The 16,485-nt window shown below is 64.1% G+C and carries 19 protein-coding genes, 4 tRNA genes and 1 pseudogene; 14 read left to right on the top strand and 10 right to left on the bottom strand.

Features of this window, described 5'->3' with window-relative positions:
- Positions 1-17 precede the first annotated feature (17 nt).
- Positions 18-260, top strand: coding sequence for a hypothetical protein (locus tag ADBZ9O_RS21675; protein WP_526524975.1), 243 nt, complete (start codon positions 18-20; stop codon positions 258-260).
- Positions 261-331: 71 nt separating this feature from the next.
- Positions 332-574: a hypothetical protein gene (locus tag ADBZ9O_RS21670; RefSeq protein ID WP_526524974.1), complete on the top strand. Its 243-nt coding sequence runs from the start codon at positions 332-334 to the stop codon at positions 572-574.
- On the opposite strand, the gene ADBZ9O_RS21665 is transcribed toward ADBZ9O_RS21670, so the two are convergent.
- Both ADBZ9O_RS21665 and ADBZ9O_RS21660 read right to left on the bottom strand, forming a co-directional pair.
- The gene (locus ADBZ9O_RS21665) at positions 571-789 is read right to left on the bottom strand and encodes a hypothetical protein (protein ID WP_526524973.1); all 219 of its coding nucleotides are present in this window, start codon (positions 787-789) and stop codon (positions 571-573) included. The genes ADBZ9O_RS21670 and ADBZ9O_RS21665 overlap by 4 nt on opposite strands.
- Before the next feature lie 266 nt (positions 790-1,055).
- The gene (locus tag ADBZ9O_RS21660) at positions 1,056-1,211 is read right to left on the bottom strand and encodes a DUF6131 family protein (protein ID WP_526524972.1); all 156 of its coding nucleotides are present in this window, start codon (positions 1,209-1,211) and stop codon (positions 1,056-1,058) included.
- A 292-nt stretch (positions 1,212-1,503) separates the two neighbouring features.
- Between ADBZ9O_RS21660 and ADBZ9O_RS21655 the strand changes: the two genes are divergently transcribed.
- The gene (locus ADBZ9O_RS21655; RefSeq protein ID WP_526524971.1) at positions 1,504-1,626 is read left to right on the top strand and encodes a hypothetical protein; all 123 of its coding nucleotides are present in this window, start codon (positions 1,504-1,506) and stop codon (positions 1,624-1,626) included.
- Between the two features lie 528 nt (positions 1,627-2,154).
- On the opposite strand, the gene ADBZ9O_RS21650 is transcribed toward ADBZ9O_RS21655, so the two are convergent.
- The 3 genes from ADBZ9O_RS21650 to ADBZ9O_RS21640 all read right to left on the bottom strand — a co-directional run bounded on the left by ADBZ9O_RS21650 (position 2,155) and on the right by ADBZ9O_RS21640 (position 2,415).
- Positions 2,155-2,229, bottom strand: a tRNA-Val gene (locus ADBZ9O_RS21650).
- 11 nt (positions 2,230-2,240) lie between these two features.
- A tRNA-Cys gene (locus ADBZ9O_RS21645) sits at positions 2,241-2,314 on the bottom strand.
- Positions 2,315-2,342: 28 nt separating this feature from the next.
- Positions 2,343-2,415, bottom strand: a tRNA-Gly gene (locus ADBZ9O_RS21640).
- A gap of 433 nt (positions 2,416-2,848) precedes the next feature.
- Between ADBZ9O_RS21640 and ADBZ9O_RS21635 the strand changes: the two genes are divergently transcribed.
- Positions 2,849-2,920: transfer RNA gene (locus ADBZ9O_RS21635), tRNA-Val, on the top strand.
- Positions 2,921-3,110: 190 nt separating this feature from the next.
- Positions 3,111-3,309 (top strand): annotated as a pseudogene (locus tag ADBZ9O_RS21630) (ATP-binding protein); the annotation flags it as partial.
- A 39-nt stretch (positions 3,310-3,348) separates the two neighbouring features.
- Here the strand turns inward: ADBZ9O_RS21630 and ADBZ9O_RS21625 are convergent.
- Both ADBZ9O_RS21625 and ADBZ9O_RS21620 read right to left on the bottom strand, forming a co-directional pair.
- Positions 3,349-4,578: an MFS transporter gene (locus tag ADBZ9O_RS21625; RefSeq protein WP_526524970.1), complete on the bottom strand. Its 1,230-nt coding sequence runs from the start codon at positions 4,576-4,578 to the stop codon at positions 3,349-3,351.
- Positions 4,575-4,721 carry a hypothetical protein gene (locus ADBZ9O_RS21620; RefSeq protein ID WP_526524969.1) on the bottom strand — a complete coding sequence of 49 codons (147 nt, stop codon included), beginning with the start codon at positions 4,719-4,721 and terminating at the stop codon, positions 4,575-4,577. Before ADBZ9O_RS21620 ends, ADBZ9O_RS21625 begins: the two co-directional genes overlap by 4 nt.
- Positions 4,722-5,289: 568 nt before the next feature.
- On the opposite strand from ADBZ9O_RS21620, the gene ADBZ9O_RS21615 reads away from it, so the two are divergent.
- The 3 genes from ADBZ9O_RS21615 (at position 5,290) to ADBZ9O_RS21605 (ending at position 6,364) form a co-directional block, all read left to right on the top strand.
- Positions 5,290-5,577: a hypothetical protein gene (locus ADBZ9O_RS21615; protein WP_526524968.1), complete on the top strand. Its 288-nt coding sequence runs from the start codon at positions 5,290-5,292 to the stop codon at positions 5,575-5,577.
- A 132-nt stretch (positions 5,578-5,709) separates the two neighbouring features.
- Positions 5,710-5,937 carry a three-helix bundle dimerization domain-containing protein gene (locus tag ADBZ9O_RS21610; protein ID WP_526524967.1) on the top strand — a complete coding sequence of 76 codons (228 nt, stop codon included), beginning with the start codon at positions 5,710-5,712 and terminating at the stop codon, positions 5,935-5,937.
- A 94-nt stretch (positions 5,938-6,031) separates the two neighbouring features.
- Positions 6,032-6,364, top strand: a complete 333-nt coding sequence (locus ADBZ9O_RS21605) for a hypothetical protein (RefSeq protein WP_526524966.1) — start codon at positions 6,032-6,034, stop codon at positions 6,362-6,364.
- On the opposite strand, the gene ADBZ9O_RS21600 is transcribed toward ADBZ9O_RS21605, so the two are convergent.
- A complete protein-coding gene (locus tag ADBZ9O_RS21600; RefSeq protein WP_526524965.1) occupies positions 6,352-6,492 on the bottom strand; it encodes a three-helix bundle dimerization domain-containing protein in 141 nt (46 codons plus the stop codon). The two genes, ADBZ9O_RS21605 and ADBZ9O_RS21600, sit on opposite strands and share 13 nt — an antisense overlap.
- 58 nt (positions 6,493-6,550) lie before the next feature.
- Here ADBZ9O_RS21600 and ADBZ9O_RS21595 point away from each other — a divergent pair, with 58 nt between their 5' ends.
- The 3 genes from ADBZ9O_RS21595 to ADBZ9O_RS21585 all read left to right on the top strand — a co-directional run bounded on the left by ADBZ9O_RS21595 (position 6,551) and on the right by ADBZ9O_RS21585 (position 9,099).
- Positions 6,551-6,835 (top strand): hypothetical protein, encoded by a 285-nt coding sequence (locus ADBZ9O_RS21595; RefSeq protein ID WP_526524964.1) that lies wholly within the window; start codon positions 6,551-6,553, stop codon positions 6,833-6,835.
- 614 nt (positions 6,836-7,449) lie between these two features.
- Positions 7,450-8,568, top strand: a complete 1,119-nt coding sequence (gene nicT / locus ADBZ9O_RS21590) for a Nickel transporter NicT (protein WP_526524963.1) — start codon at positions 7,450-7,452, stop codon at positions 8,566-8,568.
- A 39-nt stretch (positions 8,569-8,607) separates the two neighbouring features.
- Complete coding sequence (locus ADBZ9O_RS21585) at positions 8,608-9,099, top strand: hypothetical protein (RefSeq protein ID WP_526524962.1); 492 nt, start codon at positions 8,608-8,610, stop codon at positions 9,097-9,099.
- On the opposite strand, the gene sigC is transcribed toward ADBZ9O_RS21585, so the two are convergent.
- Positions 9,089-9,643 carry an RNA polymerase sigma factor SigC gene (gene sigC / locus ADBZ9O_RS21580; protein WP_526524961.1) on the bottom strand — a complete coding sequence of 185 codons (555 nt, stop codon included), beginning with the start codon at positions 9,641-9,643 and terminating at the stop codon, positions 9,089-9,091. The two genes, ADBZ9O_RS21585 and sigC, sit on opposite strands and share 11 nt — an antisense overlap.
- An 85-nt stretch (positions 9,644-9,728) precedes the next feature.
- Here sigC and ADBZ9O_RS21575 point away from each other — a divergent pair, with 85 nt between their 5' ends.
- Positions 9,729-12,002: a heavy metal translocating P-type ATPase gene (locus ADBZ9O_RS21575; RefSeq protein WP_526524960.1), complete on the top strand. Its 2,274-nt coding sequence runs from the start codon at positions 9,729-9,731 to the stop codon at positions 12,000-12,002.
- On the opposite strand, the gene ADBZ9O_RS21570 is transcribed toward ADBZ9O_RS21575, so the two are convergent.
- Positions 11,999-13,969 (bottom strand): cytochrome c oxidase assembly protein, encoded by a 1,971-nt coding sequence (locus ADBZ9O_RS21570; protein WP_526524959.1) that lies wholly within the window; start codon positions 13,967-13,969, stop codon positions 11,999-12,001. The two genes, ADBZ9O_RS21575 and ADBZ9O_RS21570, sit on opposite strands and share 4 nt — an antisense overlap.
- Positions 13,970-14,256: 287 nt before the next feature.
- Here ADBZ9O_RS21570 and ADBZ9O_RS21565 point away from each other — a divergent pair, with 287 nt between their 5' ends.
- A complete protein-coding gene (locus ADBZ9O_RS21565) occupies positions 14,257-14,787 on the top strand; it encodes a DUF5134 domain-containing protein (protein WP_526524958.1) in 531 nt (176 codons plus the stop codon).
- A 109-nt stretch (positions 14,788-14,896) separates the two neighbouring features.
- Positions 14,897-16,483 carry a PepSY domain-containing protein gene (locus ADBZ9O_RS21560; protein ID WP_526524957.1) on the top strand — a complete coding sequence of 529 codons (1,587 nt, stop codon included), beginning with the start codon at positions 14,897-14,899 and terminating at the stop codon, positions 16,481-16,483.
- Positions 16,484-16,485 lie beyond the last annotated feature (2 nt).

The following is a 16,485-nucleotide window of genomic DNA, read 5'->3' as shown; positions in this document are numbered from 1 at the left end:
TTCGGGAGGGGGCACCGATGTTCTTGGTCGTCATGTTGTATCTGCTCGGTGTCATGGTGTCGGCAATCGCCTCCGCGTACGCCAGTCCGCGCTGGCTGCCCAACGTCGGGCCCGACGGCGCGTCAGCACCGTCGGCGGTACTTGTCACCGTGTTGCTGTGGCCATTGTTGATCGCGGGTGCGGGCCAGTTTTTCGTCTCCGTCGCGCTGCACAGGCGTGAGGTGCGCGACGTGATCGTTTCCCCGTTCAGCCACGCCTAGGCCGGGGTTTAGGGCGGGCAAATCACGGGAAGGCGTTTCTCGAATCGAAACTCCGATGAGAGAAGACGATCTTGCTCACCGTATTCACGACGATCTACCTGATCGGCCTTGTGGTGACCACAATTGGTGCCTACGCCGAGGGGCGCTGGTTTCTGCGCGACGAGCGGACTCCAACAACGCATCCGCTAGCGGTGGCCGTGCTCGCCGGAGCGCTGTGGCCATTGCTCCTGCTGGGAGTCGTCGAGGTGGGCGCCGTGGTCGCGCTGCAGAAGACCATGCGCGAGCCTCGCACCGGGGTCCAGATCTACGGTTAGGGCTCTCCGACCAGCCCGACCGTGAGATCGGCGGGGACCGTCGCTTCCACATCAGGGCCACCGGCGGTGGACTGCAGCACCACCGCGAACGTTTCCGCATCGAGTGGGGTGATCTCCCTGACCAGGAACACGCCAGGTTCCAGCGGTCCGTCCGGACCCACCGAAATTCGTTGATCCACCCGTGCATCCGCGATGGAAATTTCTGTCACTGCCATCGATCGAGAATAAGACGGATTGAACCGGACGTTGAGCTTTGTCGTATATGCGTGTGCAGGGCCGCACACTTGAAGCGAATCCCCCGACCCGTGGAAAGACTGCGGCCCTGCGTCTTCGTCACGGCGCCGATGACGTGAATCGTGTTCTTGCGCTGTCGGTTTCCCCGCGGCAGACCTAAGGCCGCTGCCAAACCGCGAGTCGGCCCGTCACCACGTGGGTGACGGGCCGACTCGGGAACAGATCAGGATCTGGTTGGAATCAGTAGCTAAAACCAGACTTTTCGTCCACCGACGGCGCGACCGGTCTGGCCAAGCACCAGCAGGATGAGTCCGACGACGAGAAGAATGCCGCCGATCGTGTAGAGGATGGGCAGCGGCACGAGGTAGCCGACAACGATGAGGATGATTCCGAGAACAATCATCAGTGCTCCTTGTTATTGACGATAGCGACGAGATCTCTTGTACCCCGGTGTCGCACAATCAAACCGGCATCGCCAAACTCGATATGCGACCTGACCCGGATTGGTTTGCATTGCCGCAGGGTAGGCGGTTCGGGAGTGAGGCCGCAGAGGTAGCGACAACTGATTACTGCGGCCTCGCTCGCGGCCTGACCGGCCTTGCTAGAACCGGTCAAAAAACCGCCGCACGAACTTCACCCAGCGCGATTACCCCGCGGGTTTGGGCGGGTTCATGTAGACGGGCGGGTTGGAGCGCGTGACGTTGGTTCGGGGAGCGGACCTCGTCGAGGGGGCAGCGCTGGTCGGAGGAGCAGCGCTCGTCGAAGTGGCGACACTCGTCGAGGGGGCGGCGGTGGTTGTTGGGGCAGCGGTCGTCTGAGGGGCGACGGTGGCCGTGGGGGCGGCGGTGGTCGGCGGCGCTTCGACTATCGGCGGAGCCGCGACTGTGGGGGGAGTAGCGACTGTCGGCGGAGCCTCGACTGTCGGCGGAGCTTCAATCGTGGGAGTAGCCCTCGTTGAAGGAGTGGCGCCGGTGGTGTCAGTTGGCTCCGTGGAGATCGGTACGTACGCCGGGGCGCTCCCTGGCGAATGCAGAAGAGTCAGCACCACAATGACCGCCGTTACGGCGATTGCGGCCGTCATCGCCAACCCGCGGACGGATACATGCCGTAAAAGCCAGTGTTCTTCTGTCCCTCGCACGCGACTGCACATTACTACGCATCCTGGGCGGAACTGTGCGCTAAAACGCTGCGCAGCCAGTTGTTTCGTTGCTCAGTCGGTTGCCATCCCGCGGCACCTGTTTGGCTGCTGGCGGGGTTGGGCGTTGCAGATACCTGACCGACCAGTCACCGGAGTCTATGCGGTGCGAATCCGCCGGAGAAAATTGGATCTGAAAGTGCAGTGGTGCTGGTGCGCGATACTGGGATTGAACCAGTGACCTCTTCCGTGTCAGGGAAGCGCTCTCCCGCTGAGCTAATCGCGCCGGGTACATCTTGGAGGTGGAGACGGGAATCGAACCCGTGTGCACGGCTTTGCAGGCCGTTGCCTCACCACTCGGCCACTCCACCATTTGGGTTTGATGCGACTGCACCTTCGAGCGGATGACGGGATTCGAACCCGCGACCCCAACCTTGGCAAGGTTGTGCGCTACCAACTGCGCTACATCCGCGTGCTACGGGCGAGATCGTCGCCCGTTGCGAAAAACGACGATAGTCCACCCGAGCGCGGCTACACAAATCCCTGGTGACCGCGTGACAGCGAGCAGGCAGACCGCGGGCGACGTCAGAACAGTTGGCGTCCATCGCGAGACGGGAGAAAGTTGCGGCCCTCGTCGACGTCACGGCAGGTCATCCCTAATGCCGGGCTGCCGCAGTGCGGCGGACTCGTCCTCGTCGACTGGCGATATGCCTGGCCCGCATCGTGATGCCGACGCATACGACGGACGGCGTGTCGCCGGGAGCCGCCGCCATTTCCTGACCGAAATCGGTGACATGAATGCACGCTGCCGGTCTCGGCGGTGGTGACACGATCGCTCCCGGAACAATGACCTGCGGATTCAGGGTAGAAGACTCGTGCGTGCTAATCTTCCTCCTCGTTCGACTGGTCCCGTGGCTCAGTGGGAGAGCGTCCGCTTCACACGCGGAAGGTCGCTGGTTCGATCCCAGCCGGGACCACTCAGTAAGAAGTCGGCCGACTACCAATCGGCGCGAGACCGTCCTGAATTCTGCGCCGGACCGTTCTTCGTGATGACGCGCAGCGCGAATTGCTTTCACGCTGCGTGACCTCACTACCTCACAGCCCCAACCCATGGCCCGCCTCCCTGAACGCTAGTCGGGGCAGCAGGAGTCGACGCTCGGTTGCGCAGCCGAATCGTGGTTCCAGGTATGGGCCGAACGTGAAGGAAGCAACAGCGTGGTCATCGCTTCGAAAGAGAGCTTCGGTTGGTCGACGAAGACATTCATCGACCCGCGGTTGTGTGCGGCAGTCATCGGCTGGCTCACGTTCGGCGGCAACATCATTGACCGGCACCGACTCCTATCGGCTGGCGCACGCCCAAAGCAAAGCTCATAGGGTGAGGTATCCGAGACCGCGTGCGCGGGAGTTAGGCGGTGACCTCGCGGCGGCGCAGGGTGGTGACGGCCAGAAATACGAGAGCCAGGATCTGCACGGTGGCGACGACGATGATCATGGTGGCGACGGAGTGTTCGTAGAGATATCCGGTCATCGCCCCGCCGCCGGCGGTGGCCACGCCCAGGACGGCGGCGTAGAGGCCGTAGGCGCTGGCCCTGCGTTCGGGTGCGACGAGATCGGCGACCACGGCCCGCAGCGTCGATTCCTGGATACCGACCGCAGCTCCCCACAACAATGCCCCGACGATCACCCACCACGTATTGGTGGTGAACGCTGCAACGGGGATGGCGATCGCCAGGATTGGTAGCACAATCAGGACGCGCGGGCCGGTACGGTCGTAAGCCCACCCGGTGACTAGAGCGGCGAGAGCGTCGACCACCATCGCGCCGGCGTAGATCAACGGGACTGCGGCGGCGGGAAGGATGCCGCGGGCCACCATGTGGAAGGACAGCACTCCGAAGGTGGCGAAGCCGAGCATGGTGGCGGCGGTGAACACTGAGTAGATCCAGAACTGTCGCGGCATCGCCGCCCACCACCGGATCGCGCGTCGTTCCGGACCGCCAGCATGGGGCTCCGGTAGCGGGGTAGTGGGTTCGTAAGTGGCAGGGTTGGGGACCCGGATGCGCAGACGGACCAGCAGGGCCAGGACTGCGACCCCGGGGATCGCCAGCACCCCGAGTGTGGCGCCGTAGTGCCCGCCGGTGACCGCGAGCATGCTGGCCACGACCAGTGGTCCAATGATGCCCCCGATGGAATCGAGGGCTTCGTGCACAGCGAATCCGCGGCCGCGCCCGACGGCCGCGGACGCGAAGGACAGCAGGGTGTCTTTGGCGGGGCTGCGGATTGCTTTGCCGACGCGTTCGGCGATGACCAAAGCGCAGGCGACCCAGAGGATCCCGGTGACCCCGAGGACGGGGACGGTGATCACGGTCAGGGCGTACCCGGCGATCGTCCACGCCCAGAACCGGCGGGTGCGGTCGGTCAACGGTCCTGACACCAGTCGCAGCAGCAGCGCGGAGGCTTCCCCGATGCCGGTGACCACGCCGACGACCAGTGCCGTCGCTCCGAGGGAGGCCAGCAAGGGGCCGGTGATCGAGCGGGCGCCTTCGTAGACGATGTCGGCGAGCAGGCTGATCGTGCCAAAGGACACGATGAACCGCCACGCGCTGAACGCACCAGACGCGCGAGCCGGACTGCTCACCGGAACATTCCCATCGGCTGGCTGCTTGCTGCCGTGTCGGTCAAAGCCATCAGTGCCAACGCCACGAGAGCCAGGGCGGCCGCGCTCGACAACGTTTCACAGGTCATTTCAGTGCCAGCCACCCGCCGACTCAATGACGCCATCTGAGAACTCTAGGGTTTGAGTGCCGCGTTGGCCGCGCTGTGAAGGTGGAATGCGCTGTGGTCACACCCGGGATGCTGTCGAGCTGGAGTGGGGTAGTCCGGTGGCCGTTCGTGGTCGAAATCCGGGGTCGGGAGGCCGATTCGATGGCCGTTCCGGTATAGACGCGACCAGGGCGGGAGCCCTGGCAGGTGTGGCATCACGAAAGTTGCTGAGACGATCCGGTGTGGTCGACCTCGCCGCTGCGTCGTATCTTCCCGCGGTGAAAAGCCATTGCACGCAGGTGAACTGAGGGGAATCGGGATACGCGCCCAGTACGGCTCCAGCGGGGCGAGCCGATCAGCAGCTTCCTTCAGACGGCACCAGGCTTCCCCGCGTAACTGCCAGACACTGTTGTATGCGTGCGAGCTGTCAGCCATCGCAGGACGGCAGAATTTCCGGGCACGCCTGGTAACCGCCGGTCACCAACTCGCACAACGGAGTGGGTCGGTAGGTGACCGACGGGTGAACACTCGTCGACCTCACGGATTGCTGGTGGTAGCCGACGCTCGCGGACGGCACCATTGTGTGATGGATCCGTTTGTCTCGGTGTATGTCGACGGGACCGCTACCGCAGAACGCGTGGGCGCCGCCATCGAGGGGTTGGCGATGCCACCTGGAATAGACAGCATTGCCATCACGTCGGCGTCGACCGACGATTTAGGGTGCCGAACCGTTGTCGACTTGACCGGCAGCTTCGACGAGAAGACCGAAGGCCGCCGTATCGCTCGTCTCTACTCCGCCCAGTTGTCCGAAGCGCTGGGCGTCCCTGCGTTTGCCTTGGACGACCTGCTCGTGGCTGAACAAGCCGCGTGGTGAGCTGACGGCGACCGACAGTTTCCGGAGTCGTCCACCCGCGACTGGTGCGCGAACTCACCGTGGTCCCTGCACAACTGGAACTGTGCCTCACCTACCGGTTGACGTTTCCAGTCGCTGGACGCAAGCTGGGGCATGGCCGACATCAGCGAAGACGTAAAAATCGCCGAGGTCGAGCGGCGCTTGAGCAGCAAATTCCCGCAGTTTCCTCAGTCCGAAGTGTGCAGCATCATCGCCAGCGCGCGCGCTCGATTCGAGCAGAGCCCGATACGGGACTTTGTTCCTCTCCTTGTTGAGCGCAACGCCAGTGCTCGACTCGACAAGCTCTTGAGTTTGGCGCCACAGCAACAGATATCGGCTTGACTCGGCCTACTCGCTGACTACGCGGACGAATTAGGGGTCTGCGGGTGCACACTGGTGGTACAGGCAGGTGAAGGCGATTGTGAGGGGTCCGGGTGTGGCGATCAAGCCGCGGCTCTTCGCCGTGTTCTGGGTTGGCGCTGTCGGCGTTTCAATCAATGGCGCACCGCTAGCCGCTGCTGTCCCGCCGGCAAGCGGGGAATCAGCCCACGACGTTGTTCGTGATCTCGAAGCCCAGGGCTACGACGTCGGGATCAACTGGATCAACGGCAACACCACTGCGTCGCTGTCTGAATGCGCGGTATCGGCAATCCACAATCCCGATAGCACGCCAGGACCACCGGCGACGTTCACCACCGTCTACATCGATGTGGTGTGCCCGAACAACGATGACTCCGGCGGGATATCAGTCGGGGCTCAGATCGGGTGAGTCAATGCACGCAGGCCGAACTCGCTGTGGGCGCGACGCTCAACCAGCAGTTGCACGAAATCCCGTAGTCTACTCTGCTCTGACCGTGCGTGCGCCTCACTGGTGTCAATCGTCAACTTGGCGTTCACTTTCCGGTCACACACGGATTGCCGCGCGAGAATTAGGAAATGGTGAGACTATCCGTAGATGGTCGAGGACGCGGGGACAGCGCAAGCCCGGATACTGCTCGAAGCGTTGTTCGAACAGGTCGCCGACATCTCGCAGAAGCTGGAGACCGCCGAGATGCGCGGTCTGCGGACATCGATCCGCGGCGCGCTGCATGACCGCCGTGAACACTCCGAGTTACGGCGGGACCTCTACGAGGCCCACCGACTCATCGAGAGCCTGCACAAACGTTTCCCCGATACCCGCCCCCGCCGGCAGGCAGTGGGCAACGCACGGCGTGTGATGGCCACCAGTCGCATCGGTTGACCGCTACGGCACTGATCTAGAGCCGAACCTTCAGGCCAGGCACTCCAGACGGCCCGATCTGGCCTAAGCGCAACGCTCTGACCTGTCGAACTGCAAATGCTCTGTGCTCCAGGCTTTTTCACACAGCGAAGGTCACCTGTTCGATCCCAGTCGGGATCACCCAATGCAACGTGGGCCTACACCGGCTCTCGTTCACCAACCGAGCCGCTCCCTTGGCACCTACAGGTGGTTCGCGATAGTTGTTGTGGCCCAGGGGCCCTCGGCTGGGACCCGGTTTGCGAAAAGTGCTCCCGCTCTGTGCTATTGGTTGCTGTCGTCTCCTCAAAATCAAACACACAGTCGTGTCAGTTCGGTGCTTCCGGTGGATCCATGACGAAGAGGTCGGATCAACGGGCCGGTTAGTTCCCTGGGAATCTACTGTGCGCTAGAACTTTCGCGCGTCCATCGGTTATGTTTCTCGCGTTCATTGCGAGCGGTTGCGGAAACCGGTGCTATTCCGGTGCGGTCGCGCCACTGTGTCCGACGGTGCCGAGGGATTCGGTGCCGACGGGAGCCAGACCCGGCCCCTCGCTGCTAGCCACAAACGGGGCGCAGTTTCCCCTTAAGGACGGCTCATGCCTCAAGCACTTCCTGACACCAGCCCGAACGCCATCCGGCGCCTTGTCACATCGTGGAGCAGAAAAGACTGGCTCGAGGTCAGCGCGCTTGCCGGTGTCATCGCAGCCCTGCACATCGTCGGGTTCGGTGCCCTGATCTTGTTCGTCGCCCCCAACCATTATCAGGTGGGGACGGAGGTTTTCGGAGTTGGGCTCGGCGTTACTGCCTACACCTTCGGTATGCGCCACGCCTTCGACGCCGATCACATTGCCGCCATCGACAACACCACCCGCAAACTGATGGCTGACGGCAGCAAGCCCAAGTCGGTCGGGTTCTGGTTCGCCATGGGGCATTCGGCGATGGTGCTGATGATGGCGATTCTGGTCATCGCGGGAACCAAAGCCGTCAGCACGCTGCTCGATGAGGATTCCCCGGTGCGCCACGGCCTCGGCCTGGCCGGGACGCTGGCCTCGGGTGGGTTCCTGTACCTGATCGCAGCGATCAACGTCGTAGCGCTCATCGGCATTTGGCGGGTGTTCGTCGCCCTGCGTCATGGGAAATACGACGAGCACGAACTCGAAGATGCCCTGGACAATCGTGGGTTCCTGGCCCGCGTGTTGCGCCCCATCATGAAGCGCATCAAACGTCCGATCGGGATGTTCCCGGTCGGCGTTCTGTTCGGGTTGGGTTTCGACACTGCAACCGAAGTCGCGTTGCTCGCCCTGGCGGGGTCGGGGGCTGCCGCGGGTCTGCCTTGGTATGCCGTACTGGTGTTGCCGGTGCTGTTCGCCGCCGGGATGAGCCTGATGGATACCGCTGACGGACTGTTCATGACCGTTGCCTACGACTGGGCATTTGCGAATCCGATTCGCAAGATCTACTACAACTTCACCATCACCGGTCTGTCGATCGCGGTCGCACTGTTGATCGGAACCATCGAACTGGTATCGGTACTACATGATGACCTTGGCCTGGTGGACCCGGTGACCACGTGGGTCAGCTCGATCAATCTGAACAATGCCGGCTTCGCCATCGTCGGGCTGTTCGCGATTACCTGGTTGTGTGCCGTCACCTATTGGAAGGTTGCCCGGGTGGAAAACCGTTGGCAGCGCAGTCCGTCCGGCGGCACGTCGTAGGGCGGGAACTCTCCGCTGCTTTCGACCGACCAACTCGCCATGCAGGACGCAGCCGAAGTCGAGCGGACATTGCGCTCCATCGAACGCCAGGTCCTCGAAGATGTGCGCATCGGCGCGACAGTTCGGCGCGCAGCTGTAGCGGCGGCGATACTTGTGGCCGTGTCTGCGATTCTCGGCGGACAGTTCAGCGTGCAGACCGCCCGCGGCGGGCCGCACGCTGACTGGTTGTCGGTGGTCGCGACGTCATTTTTTGCCTTCGCCGCCGCTAGCAGTCTGTATGCGCTGAGACGTCAGCGGTTCCGTTGGTGTTGCGTCGCGCTCTATGTCGCCGCACTGGCCGAGGTGACGGGTGTGGCCGCGGTGTGGTCCCAGCAGACCGGACCGGCGGGGGCATTGAGCTGGTGGGCGCCGTCAGGTGTCGTTGCCGCCACGGTTCTGGCCATCGGATGGCTCGCCGTCGTGGTGACGCCGTTGCACCGCTCTCAGCCGGATATGCGGGCGGCGTCGGCGGGCGGCTCGGTCAGCCGGTAAGACCGTCACGCTGGCCGGCGGCCAGGAGTTCCTCGCGGGCGCGGGCGACCCGCGAGCGGATGGTGCCCACCGGGCATTGGCAGACCGCCGCGGCCTCGGTATACGACAGGCCCAGTAGTTGAGTCAGCAGTAGAGCCTCGCGACGGTCGACGTCCAGGCCCGACAGCAGCACGTTGAGTTCGACGACGTCTTCGAAGCCGCGCGAGGGCAGGTGCCGGGCGGTGGCGTGTTCGAGATCGACGCCGTCGGTGATGCGCGGTCGGGCTTGGTTGTAGCGGACCTGGTCGACCACGGTCCGGCGGGCGATCGACAGCAACCACGTGCGGGCGCTGGAGCGACCGCCGAAACGCGGCAGGGCTTTGATGGCCCGCAAAAAGGTCTCCTGCGTCAGGTCATCGGCACTGGCGACGTCGGCGAGATGTGCGGTGAAACGCCACACATCGCGCTGGGTGGCCTTGATGAAATCCTCCAGCGCGTGAGCATCGCCACGACCTGCAGAAATCGCCAGCGCGGTAACTTGGTCGTCGTCGCCGCGGGAGGTCACAAGGGATGACCATATCTGCTCAGGGGCCGCGGGGAACTCTGAGCCGCACCTGGCCGACCTACTACGGTGACCGAGGAGGACATTCGTGACCGTAGTCGCCGACAGCGATAACACCGACCAAGTGCGGCGGTTGGAGCTCGCAGTGTCAGGGATGTCATGCGCATCCTGCGCCAGCCGGGTCGAGAGCAGCCTCAACAAAATCGTCGGCGTTCGCGCCTCGGTGAACGTTGCCACCGGCATTGCCACCATCGACGCCGCAACGACCATCGGGTCGCCCGACCTCTGTGACGCGATTGCGCAACTCGGCTACCAAGCGAATCCGCGGACATCAATGCCCGACCGCACGGTGGATCCGGAATCGGATCGGGCCAGGAGCCTGTTTCGCCGCTTGGTGGTCGCGGTGGTGTTGTTTGTTCCGCTTGCTGACCTGTCGGCGCTGTTTGCCGCGGTGCCGAGCGCCCGGTTCCCAGGCTGGCAATGGCTACTGATCGCGCTGGCGGTGCCCGTCGTCACGTGGGCGGCGTGGCCGTTTCATCGGGTCGCGATCAACAATGCCCGGCACGGCGCCACCAGCATGGAAACGCTGATCTCCACAGGTGTGACGGCGGCGACCATCTGGTCGCTGTACACGATCTTCTTCCGTCCGAGTCCGGTTACCGAGCCTGGCGTCTGGCACGCGATCACCGAGGCCGACTCGATCTACCTCGAGGTCGCCGCAGGCGTGACGGTTTTTGTCCTGGCCGGCCGGTACTTCGAAGCTCGTGCCAAGTCGAAGGCTGGTGGCGCGTTACGCGCATTGGCGGCGCTCGGGGCCAAAGATGTGTCGGTGCTGCTCGCCGACGGCACCGAATTGCGAATCCCGGTAAGCGAACTCAAGGAACAGCAGCAGTTGGTGGTCCGGCCCGGCGAGACCATCGCCGCCGATGGTCTGGTCATCAGCGGGCAAGCGGCTGTGGATATGAGCGCCATGACCGGCGAAGCCCGACCAGTCGAGACCGGTCCCGGATCCGCGGTGGTGGGCGGGACGGTGGCGCTGGACGGTCGCTTGGTGGTGGAGGCTGCCGCGGTCGGGCCCGATACGCAGTTCGCCGCCATGATGCGACTGGTCGAAGAGGCTCAGTCGGGCAAGGCAAACGCGCAGCGGCTCGCCGACCGTATCGCCGGTGTCTTTGTGCCGATCGTGTTTGCCATCGCCGCCGTGACTGTCGTGGCATGGCTGGTGCTGACCGGAGATGCTGATCGCGCGATCTCGGCGGGCCTGGCCGTGTTGGTGATCGCCTGCCCGTGCGCGTTGGGGCTGGCCACCCCGACCGCTCTGATGGTCGCCTCCGGACGGGGCGCTCAACTGGGGATTTTCCTCAAGGGGCATCAGGCGTTGGACGCGGTCCGCAACATCGACACGGTCGTGTTCGACAAGACCGGGACCATCACCACCGGCCAGTTGACGGCGACGGCAGTGACCTCAGCTGCGGGGTGGCGCCACGACGAGGTGTTGGCTGCGGCGGCCGCCGTCGAGGCAGCATCGGAGCATGCGGTGGCCATCGCGATCGTGCGCGAAGCCCGTGCGCTCGCGGTGTCTGAGGTCACCGAATTCCGTTCGGCAATTGGCCGCGGCGCCAGTGGAATGGTCGACGGCCGCCACGTCGAGGTGGGCAAACCGGCCTGGGTCGCCCGCCGGAGCGAGGTTCCCCCGCAACTGGTCGAAGCTCGTCAAGCCGGTGAAAGAGCCGGCCAGACAGTGGTATTCGTTTCGATAGATGGCGTTGTCTGCGGATCGATCGGTGTCGCCGATGTCGTCAAGGACACGGCAGCATCAGCGGTCAAGCAGTTACACGACTACGGTCTGCGGACGCTGCTGGTGACCGGGGACAATCCGGTGGCGGCACAGGGAATCGCCGACCAGGTCGGTATCGACGAGGTCATCGCCGAGGTACTCCCTGACGGCAAGGTGGCGATCATCGACCAGCTGCAGGCGCAGGGCCGGGTTGTGGCCATGGTCGGTGATGGCATCAACGACGGCCCCGCGTTGGCCAGCGCAGATCTGGGTCTGGCGATCGGCCGCGGCACCGACGTGGCCATCGGTGCCGCTGACATCATCCTGGTGCGTCAGAGTTTGGCAACTGTCCCGCAGGCACTGGACTTGGCGCGCGCGACGCGACACACGATCCGGGTCAACATGGTGTGGGCGTTCGGCTACAACGTCGCCGCCATCCCTATCGCGGCTGCCGGACTACTGAACCCGCTCATCGCGGGCGCGGCGATGGCGTTCTCATCGTTTTTCGTGGTGTCAAACAGTCTGCGACTGCGCAGCTTTGGTGCCGACGGGGACGTGCCGACGAAGGGTGCGCCGGCCCGCTAACGGCGCGACCGAGCCAGTTCCTGCAGCATTGCGTTGTAGGCGTCCAACTCGTCGTCGTTGTGGTAGGTGTCGGAGTGGCGGTCGGCCCGGTCGCTGTCTCGGCGATCTTGGCGTGCCCATTGGGTAATCAGCGCGATCACCACGATAAGAATGGGCACTTCGCTTGCACCCCAAGCGATTGCACCCCCAAGCCATTGATCGCGGTTGAGGCTTTGCAGCCACGGTAGCTGCAGATGACCATAGAAGGTGCCACCGATGATGGACTCCATGCTCATCGTGGCGATGCCGAAGAAAGCATGGAACGGCATCACCGCAAACAGGAGGCCGAGGCGGGCCAGGAAGGGCAGCCGTCGTGGGCCGGGATCGATTCCGATGATGGCCCAGTAGAACAGGTAACCGGTGATCAGGAAGTGGACGCTCATCAGTTCGTGACCCCAGTGGTAGCGGGCGAGCGTGCCGAACAGGGGAGTGAAGTACACCAGGTACAGCGACGCCACGAACATCACGAACGCGACGATCGGATGCGAGACGAAGCCGGTGATTTTCGACTGCAGGACGGTCAGTAGCCATTCCCGTGGTCCCGGCCGGGAGCCGCCGGGCGCGGCAGGAAGTGCCCGCAGAGCCAATGTCGCGGGCGCGCCGAGCACTAGGAGTACCGGGATGAACATATTCAATGCCATGTGTTCACCCATATGCACGCTGAACATCGCCGACCCGTATGCCTTCACCCCGGAACTGCTCGTGAAAAGCAATGCGGCGCTGCCGATCAGCCAGGCCACGGTCCGTCCCGGTGGCCAGGCGTCCCCGCGCCGGCGTAGCCGCATGACGGCGAGAAGGTAGCCCACGGCGGAAAGGATGGCGGCGACGCCGATCAATGGGTCGAAGCGCCACACGGTCATGAGATTCAGCACGTCGGGTGGGCCGGGTAACTGGTAGCCCAGATACACGTCCCACGACGTGAACTGGTGCGCCAGCAATACCGGTGCGGTACGCACCGACATCGCTGCGACCGCACCGGCCGCGGCGATCATCGCCAGTGCCCCTGCCGTATCCCATGGTCGATGTGATTGGTCGGCACCGCGTTGTCTGCGGAGCGCGAAAACGTCTGAGAGGAAGACGAATACCAGAAGCACGGCAGCGGCCAATGCCCAACGGCCGTACGCAGTGGTCAGCGCGAACCGAGCGGGGACCAGCAACACCAGCAGCAGTGCCCCGTACCCCAGCGCGACAGCGTCGGTGACCACCATCGCGACGCGCAGTCGTCGGTCGTTCGCCGAAAGCGCAGCTGCCACCAGCTTCACGCCGAGCAACACCGCGACCGCCAAACTGAAGACGATGACGGCGCTGGTGGCGTAGTCATGGTTGGGACCGGCGGCCGCGTTACCTGTCACCGGAACCGCCACCACCGCAACAGCGGCAGGAATCAGCGTTACGGCGTGGCTGATCCAGCGCAGCGAAAACCGCAGACAGAGCACAACAATGAGCACACAGCTCGCCGTCACGATCCAGCCGACGGATCGTTGATCAGCTCCGACAGCGTCGAACATAGCGCTACTGGTGAGCAGCCGGGTAATTGCGGTGCCGGAATCATCGGCCGCTGAAACCGGCACCATCGCGATCGCACAGACCAGCCACGCCTGCGCGGCGCGCTCGGCGATTAGGTGGGCGCGGAACACCCCGGCGTCGATCAGACCGTTGGGATCGGGGCGAGCGCCGATCACGACATAGACGACGGCGCCGACGCACAGACCACCGAAAAGGACCCCGAGGAATGTGCCGCCGACCATGGCGGCGGTGGTGGCGAACCCGGGGTCTGCGTCGCCGGTCTCGATGTACTTGGTGTCGCCGCTGCGGAGCGCATACCCGATGAGCGCGGTCAGCATCAGGGCACCGCCGGCCACCAGGGTAAGGACGTTGGCGGTTCGCGGTGCAGTAGCAACAGAACTCACCGCAGCCGTATCTGTCATGCCCGCACCGACCTCCTGTGACCGTGGACGACCTTCACCACGGTGTTCGTGCGCGAGTGTACGACGTCCTACCGCGACGATCCCGTGCCCGAATTCAGTGGATGGTCTCGGGAACTTTTCCCCTGCCCGGTCCGACCACTGTGGGCCTGGATGGCGTCACATCCAGCAGCGTCGAAAGGAACTGAGCCCACATGATCGCCGACGTGGCCCTGCGATGGGTCGTTACGGTCCTGTTCGGACTCAGCGCTGCCGAGTGTCTGTATTCCCTTCGCGGTCACCGTGGTTGGGTGAGTGGGGTTGGTCACGTGCTGCACGTGGTGATGTCGATCGCGATGCTGGTGATGGCATGGCCGATTGGCATGGGCTTACCCACGCGCTCGCCGATGCTGTTTTTCGCCGTCGCCACCGTGTGGTTCATCGCAATCGCGGCGGTCTCGAAGGATCCCGCTGCGCGGCTTGGCAATCAATATCACGCGGTGATGATGGGCGCGATGGCGTGGATGTATGCCGCGATGGATAGTGCGCTGCTGTCCGGTGGTGCTTCGGACGGCGCTACAGCGTCGCCGGCGTCGATGCCCGGTATGGACATGTCCGCTGGTGCGTCATCGGCACAGCCCACCGAACCCCAATGGATCTCCACGATCAACTGGGCTCTCACCATTGGTTTCGCTGTGGCAGCGGTGTATTGGCTCTACCGATACCGCGCCAAGCGGGCGGCGGATCCTGGTCCGCGCACAGCAACACTGGCGCATGCGGGAACGCTGGCCCAATCCTTCATGGCCGCAGGTATGGCCGTCATGTTCGGCGTGATGCTGTGAAAACGCAGCTCAATTGGGGCCGGTGCGGGAACCAAACCGCAAACCCACCCGACTACTGCAGTGAGTGGGACCGGTGAGAGGGCCGGCCCGCCCAATCCGTGGAGGGCGTATGGGTACCGCTGGTGTGTCGAAATCGCGTGGGCAAGCCGCCCTGGTGCGACGGATGTGGCGCCTGCACTTCTGGGTCGGGTTGTTCGCCGCGCCGGTTCTGGTGGTCCTGGCGTGCACCGGTTTGGTCATTCTCTACAGTCAACCCCTGGACACCTGGCTCAACCGTGACCTTCTCGTTGTCACGCAGGGACCCGAAACGGTTCCCTTGGATGAACAAGTCACCGTCGCCCGCCAGCACGTCGGCGCCGACTACGCACTCGACGCCGTCACGCCACCGCAAAGCGCTGGCCGGTCCACCCAGATCGATTTCCTCCGCGCGGACGCGCCGGCCTATCCCGAAGGTGAAGCCAATCTCACCCAGGTTTTCGTCGACCCCTACACCGGTCAGTACCTCGGCCAGCGCAGCCAACTATCCGGATTAGTGGGTTGGGCCAACCAGATTCACCGGATGTTCGGCAACGACGGACCGAAGATACAGCTCCCGTCGTTGGGGCATCTGATTGCGCCAGCGGCGTACCCGGACGCCACCATCCCCGCCGGCATCGGCAACCTCTGGATGGAACTCACGGCGGTATGGATCCTGGTGCTACTGGCCAGCGGTCTGTTCCTGTGGTGGCCACGAGCCGTGGAATCAGCCAAGCCGCTGTTGAAGATCCGGTGGGGTAGGGGCGGTCGGATCCGCTGGCGTGACCTGCATGCGCTCACCGGCGTGGTGATCGCGATCATCCTGATCTGCTACGTGCTGTCGGGGCTGACATGGTCGCGTTACTGGGGCGAGAACTGGCGCGCCGTAGCGTCAACCGCCACCCCGTCTGCCGAGATCGACGCACCCTCGACGCCGGCAAAAATGGGCGACTACGACCGGATCGGCCGACGGATTGCCTGGGCCGCCACCGACGATCCGGTGTACGCATCTGATCCCGGTGCCAAACCGGGGCCGTCCTCTCTCGGGTTCGCCGAGATTGACCAGATCGCCAAAGAAGAACGCATGGTCCCGGGGTACTCGATTATCCCGCCCTCGGACACCACGACCGACGGACACACGGTGTACGGCAGCTACACCGTCGTCAACCATTGGCCGCAGAGAGTCTCCGAACAGCGCACGCTCTATTTGAACCAGTTCACCGGGGCGACCATCACCAACGCCACGGCCGCCCAGGACGGGGCGCTGTCACGGCTCACCAGTTTCGGCATCGCCATGCACATGGGTAACCAATTGGGCTGGCTCACCCGGATTTCCGCGACGGTCGCCTGCCTTGGCGTGCTGCTCAGTATCGTCACCGGCTTCCTGATGTGGTGGAAGCGCCGTCCATCGGGACGTACCGGGCTGCCGGCACCCACCAGTGAACGCACCCGGGCTGCCGCCCCACGGGGAGCCCTCATCGCGATAGCGGTGACCGCGGTGGTGCTGGGAGTGCTCTTCCCCTCGTTCGGGGTGTCGCTGCTGGTGGTGGCCGCGGTCGAGGCCGCGCTGACCGCGCGACGCCTGGCCCATGGTGGTGCCGTTGCGCCGGAAGCCGGGGCCGGTGACGAGGCGGTCGCCGGTGAGGACGACAACGATGTTCCGGTGGGGGTGCTGCAGTGAAA

The organism is Mycobacterium sp. (assembly GCF_965229105.1).
Lineage (GTDB): Bacteria > Actinomycetota > Actinomycetes > Mycobacteriales > Mycobacteriaceae > Mycobacterium.
Note: the sequence above shows the minus strand (reverse complement) of the source record. Positions and strands in the feature narration are given on the sequence as shown.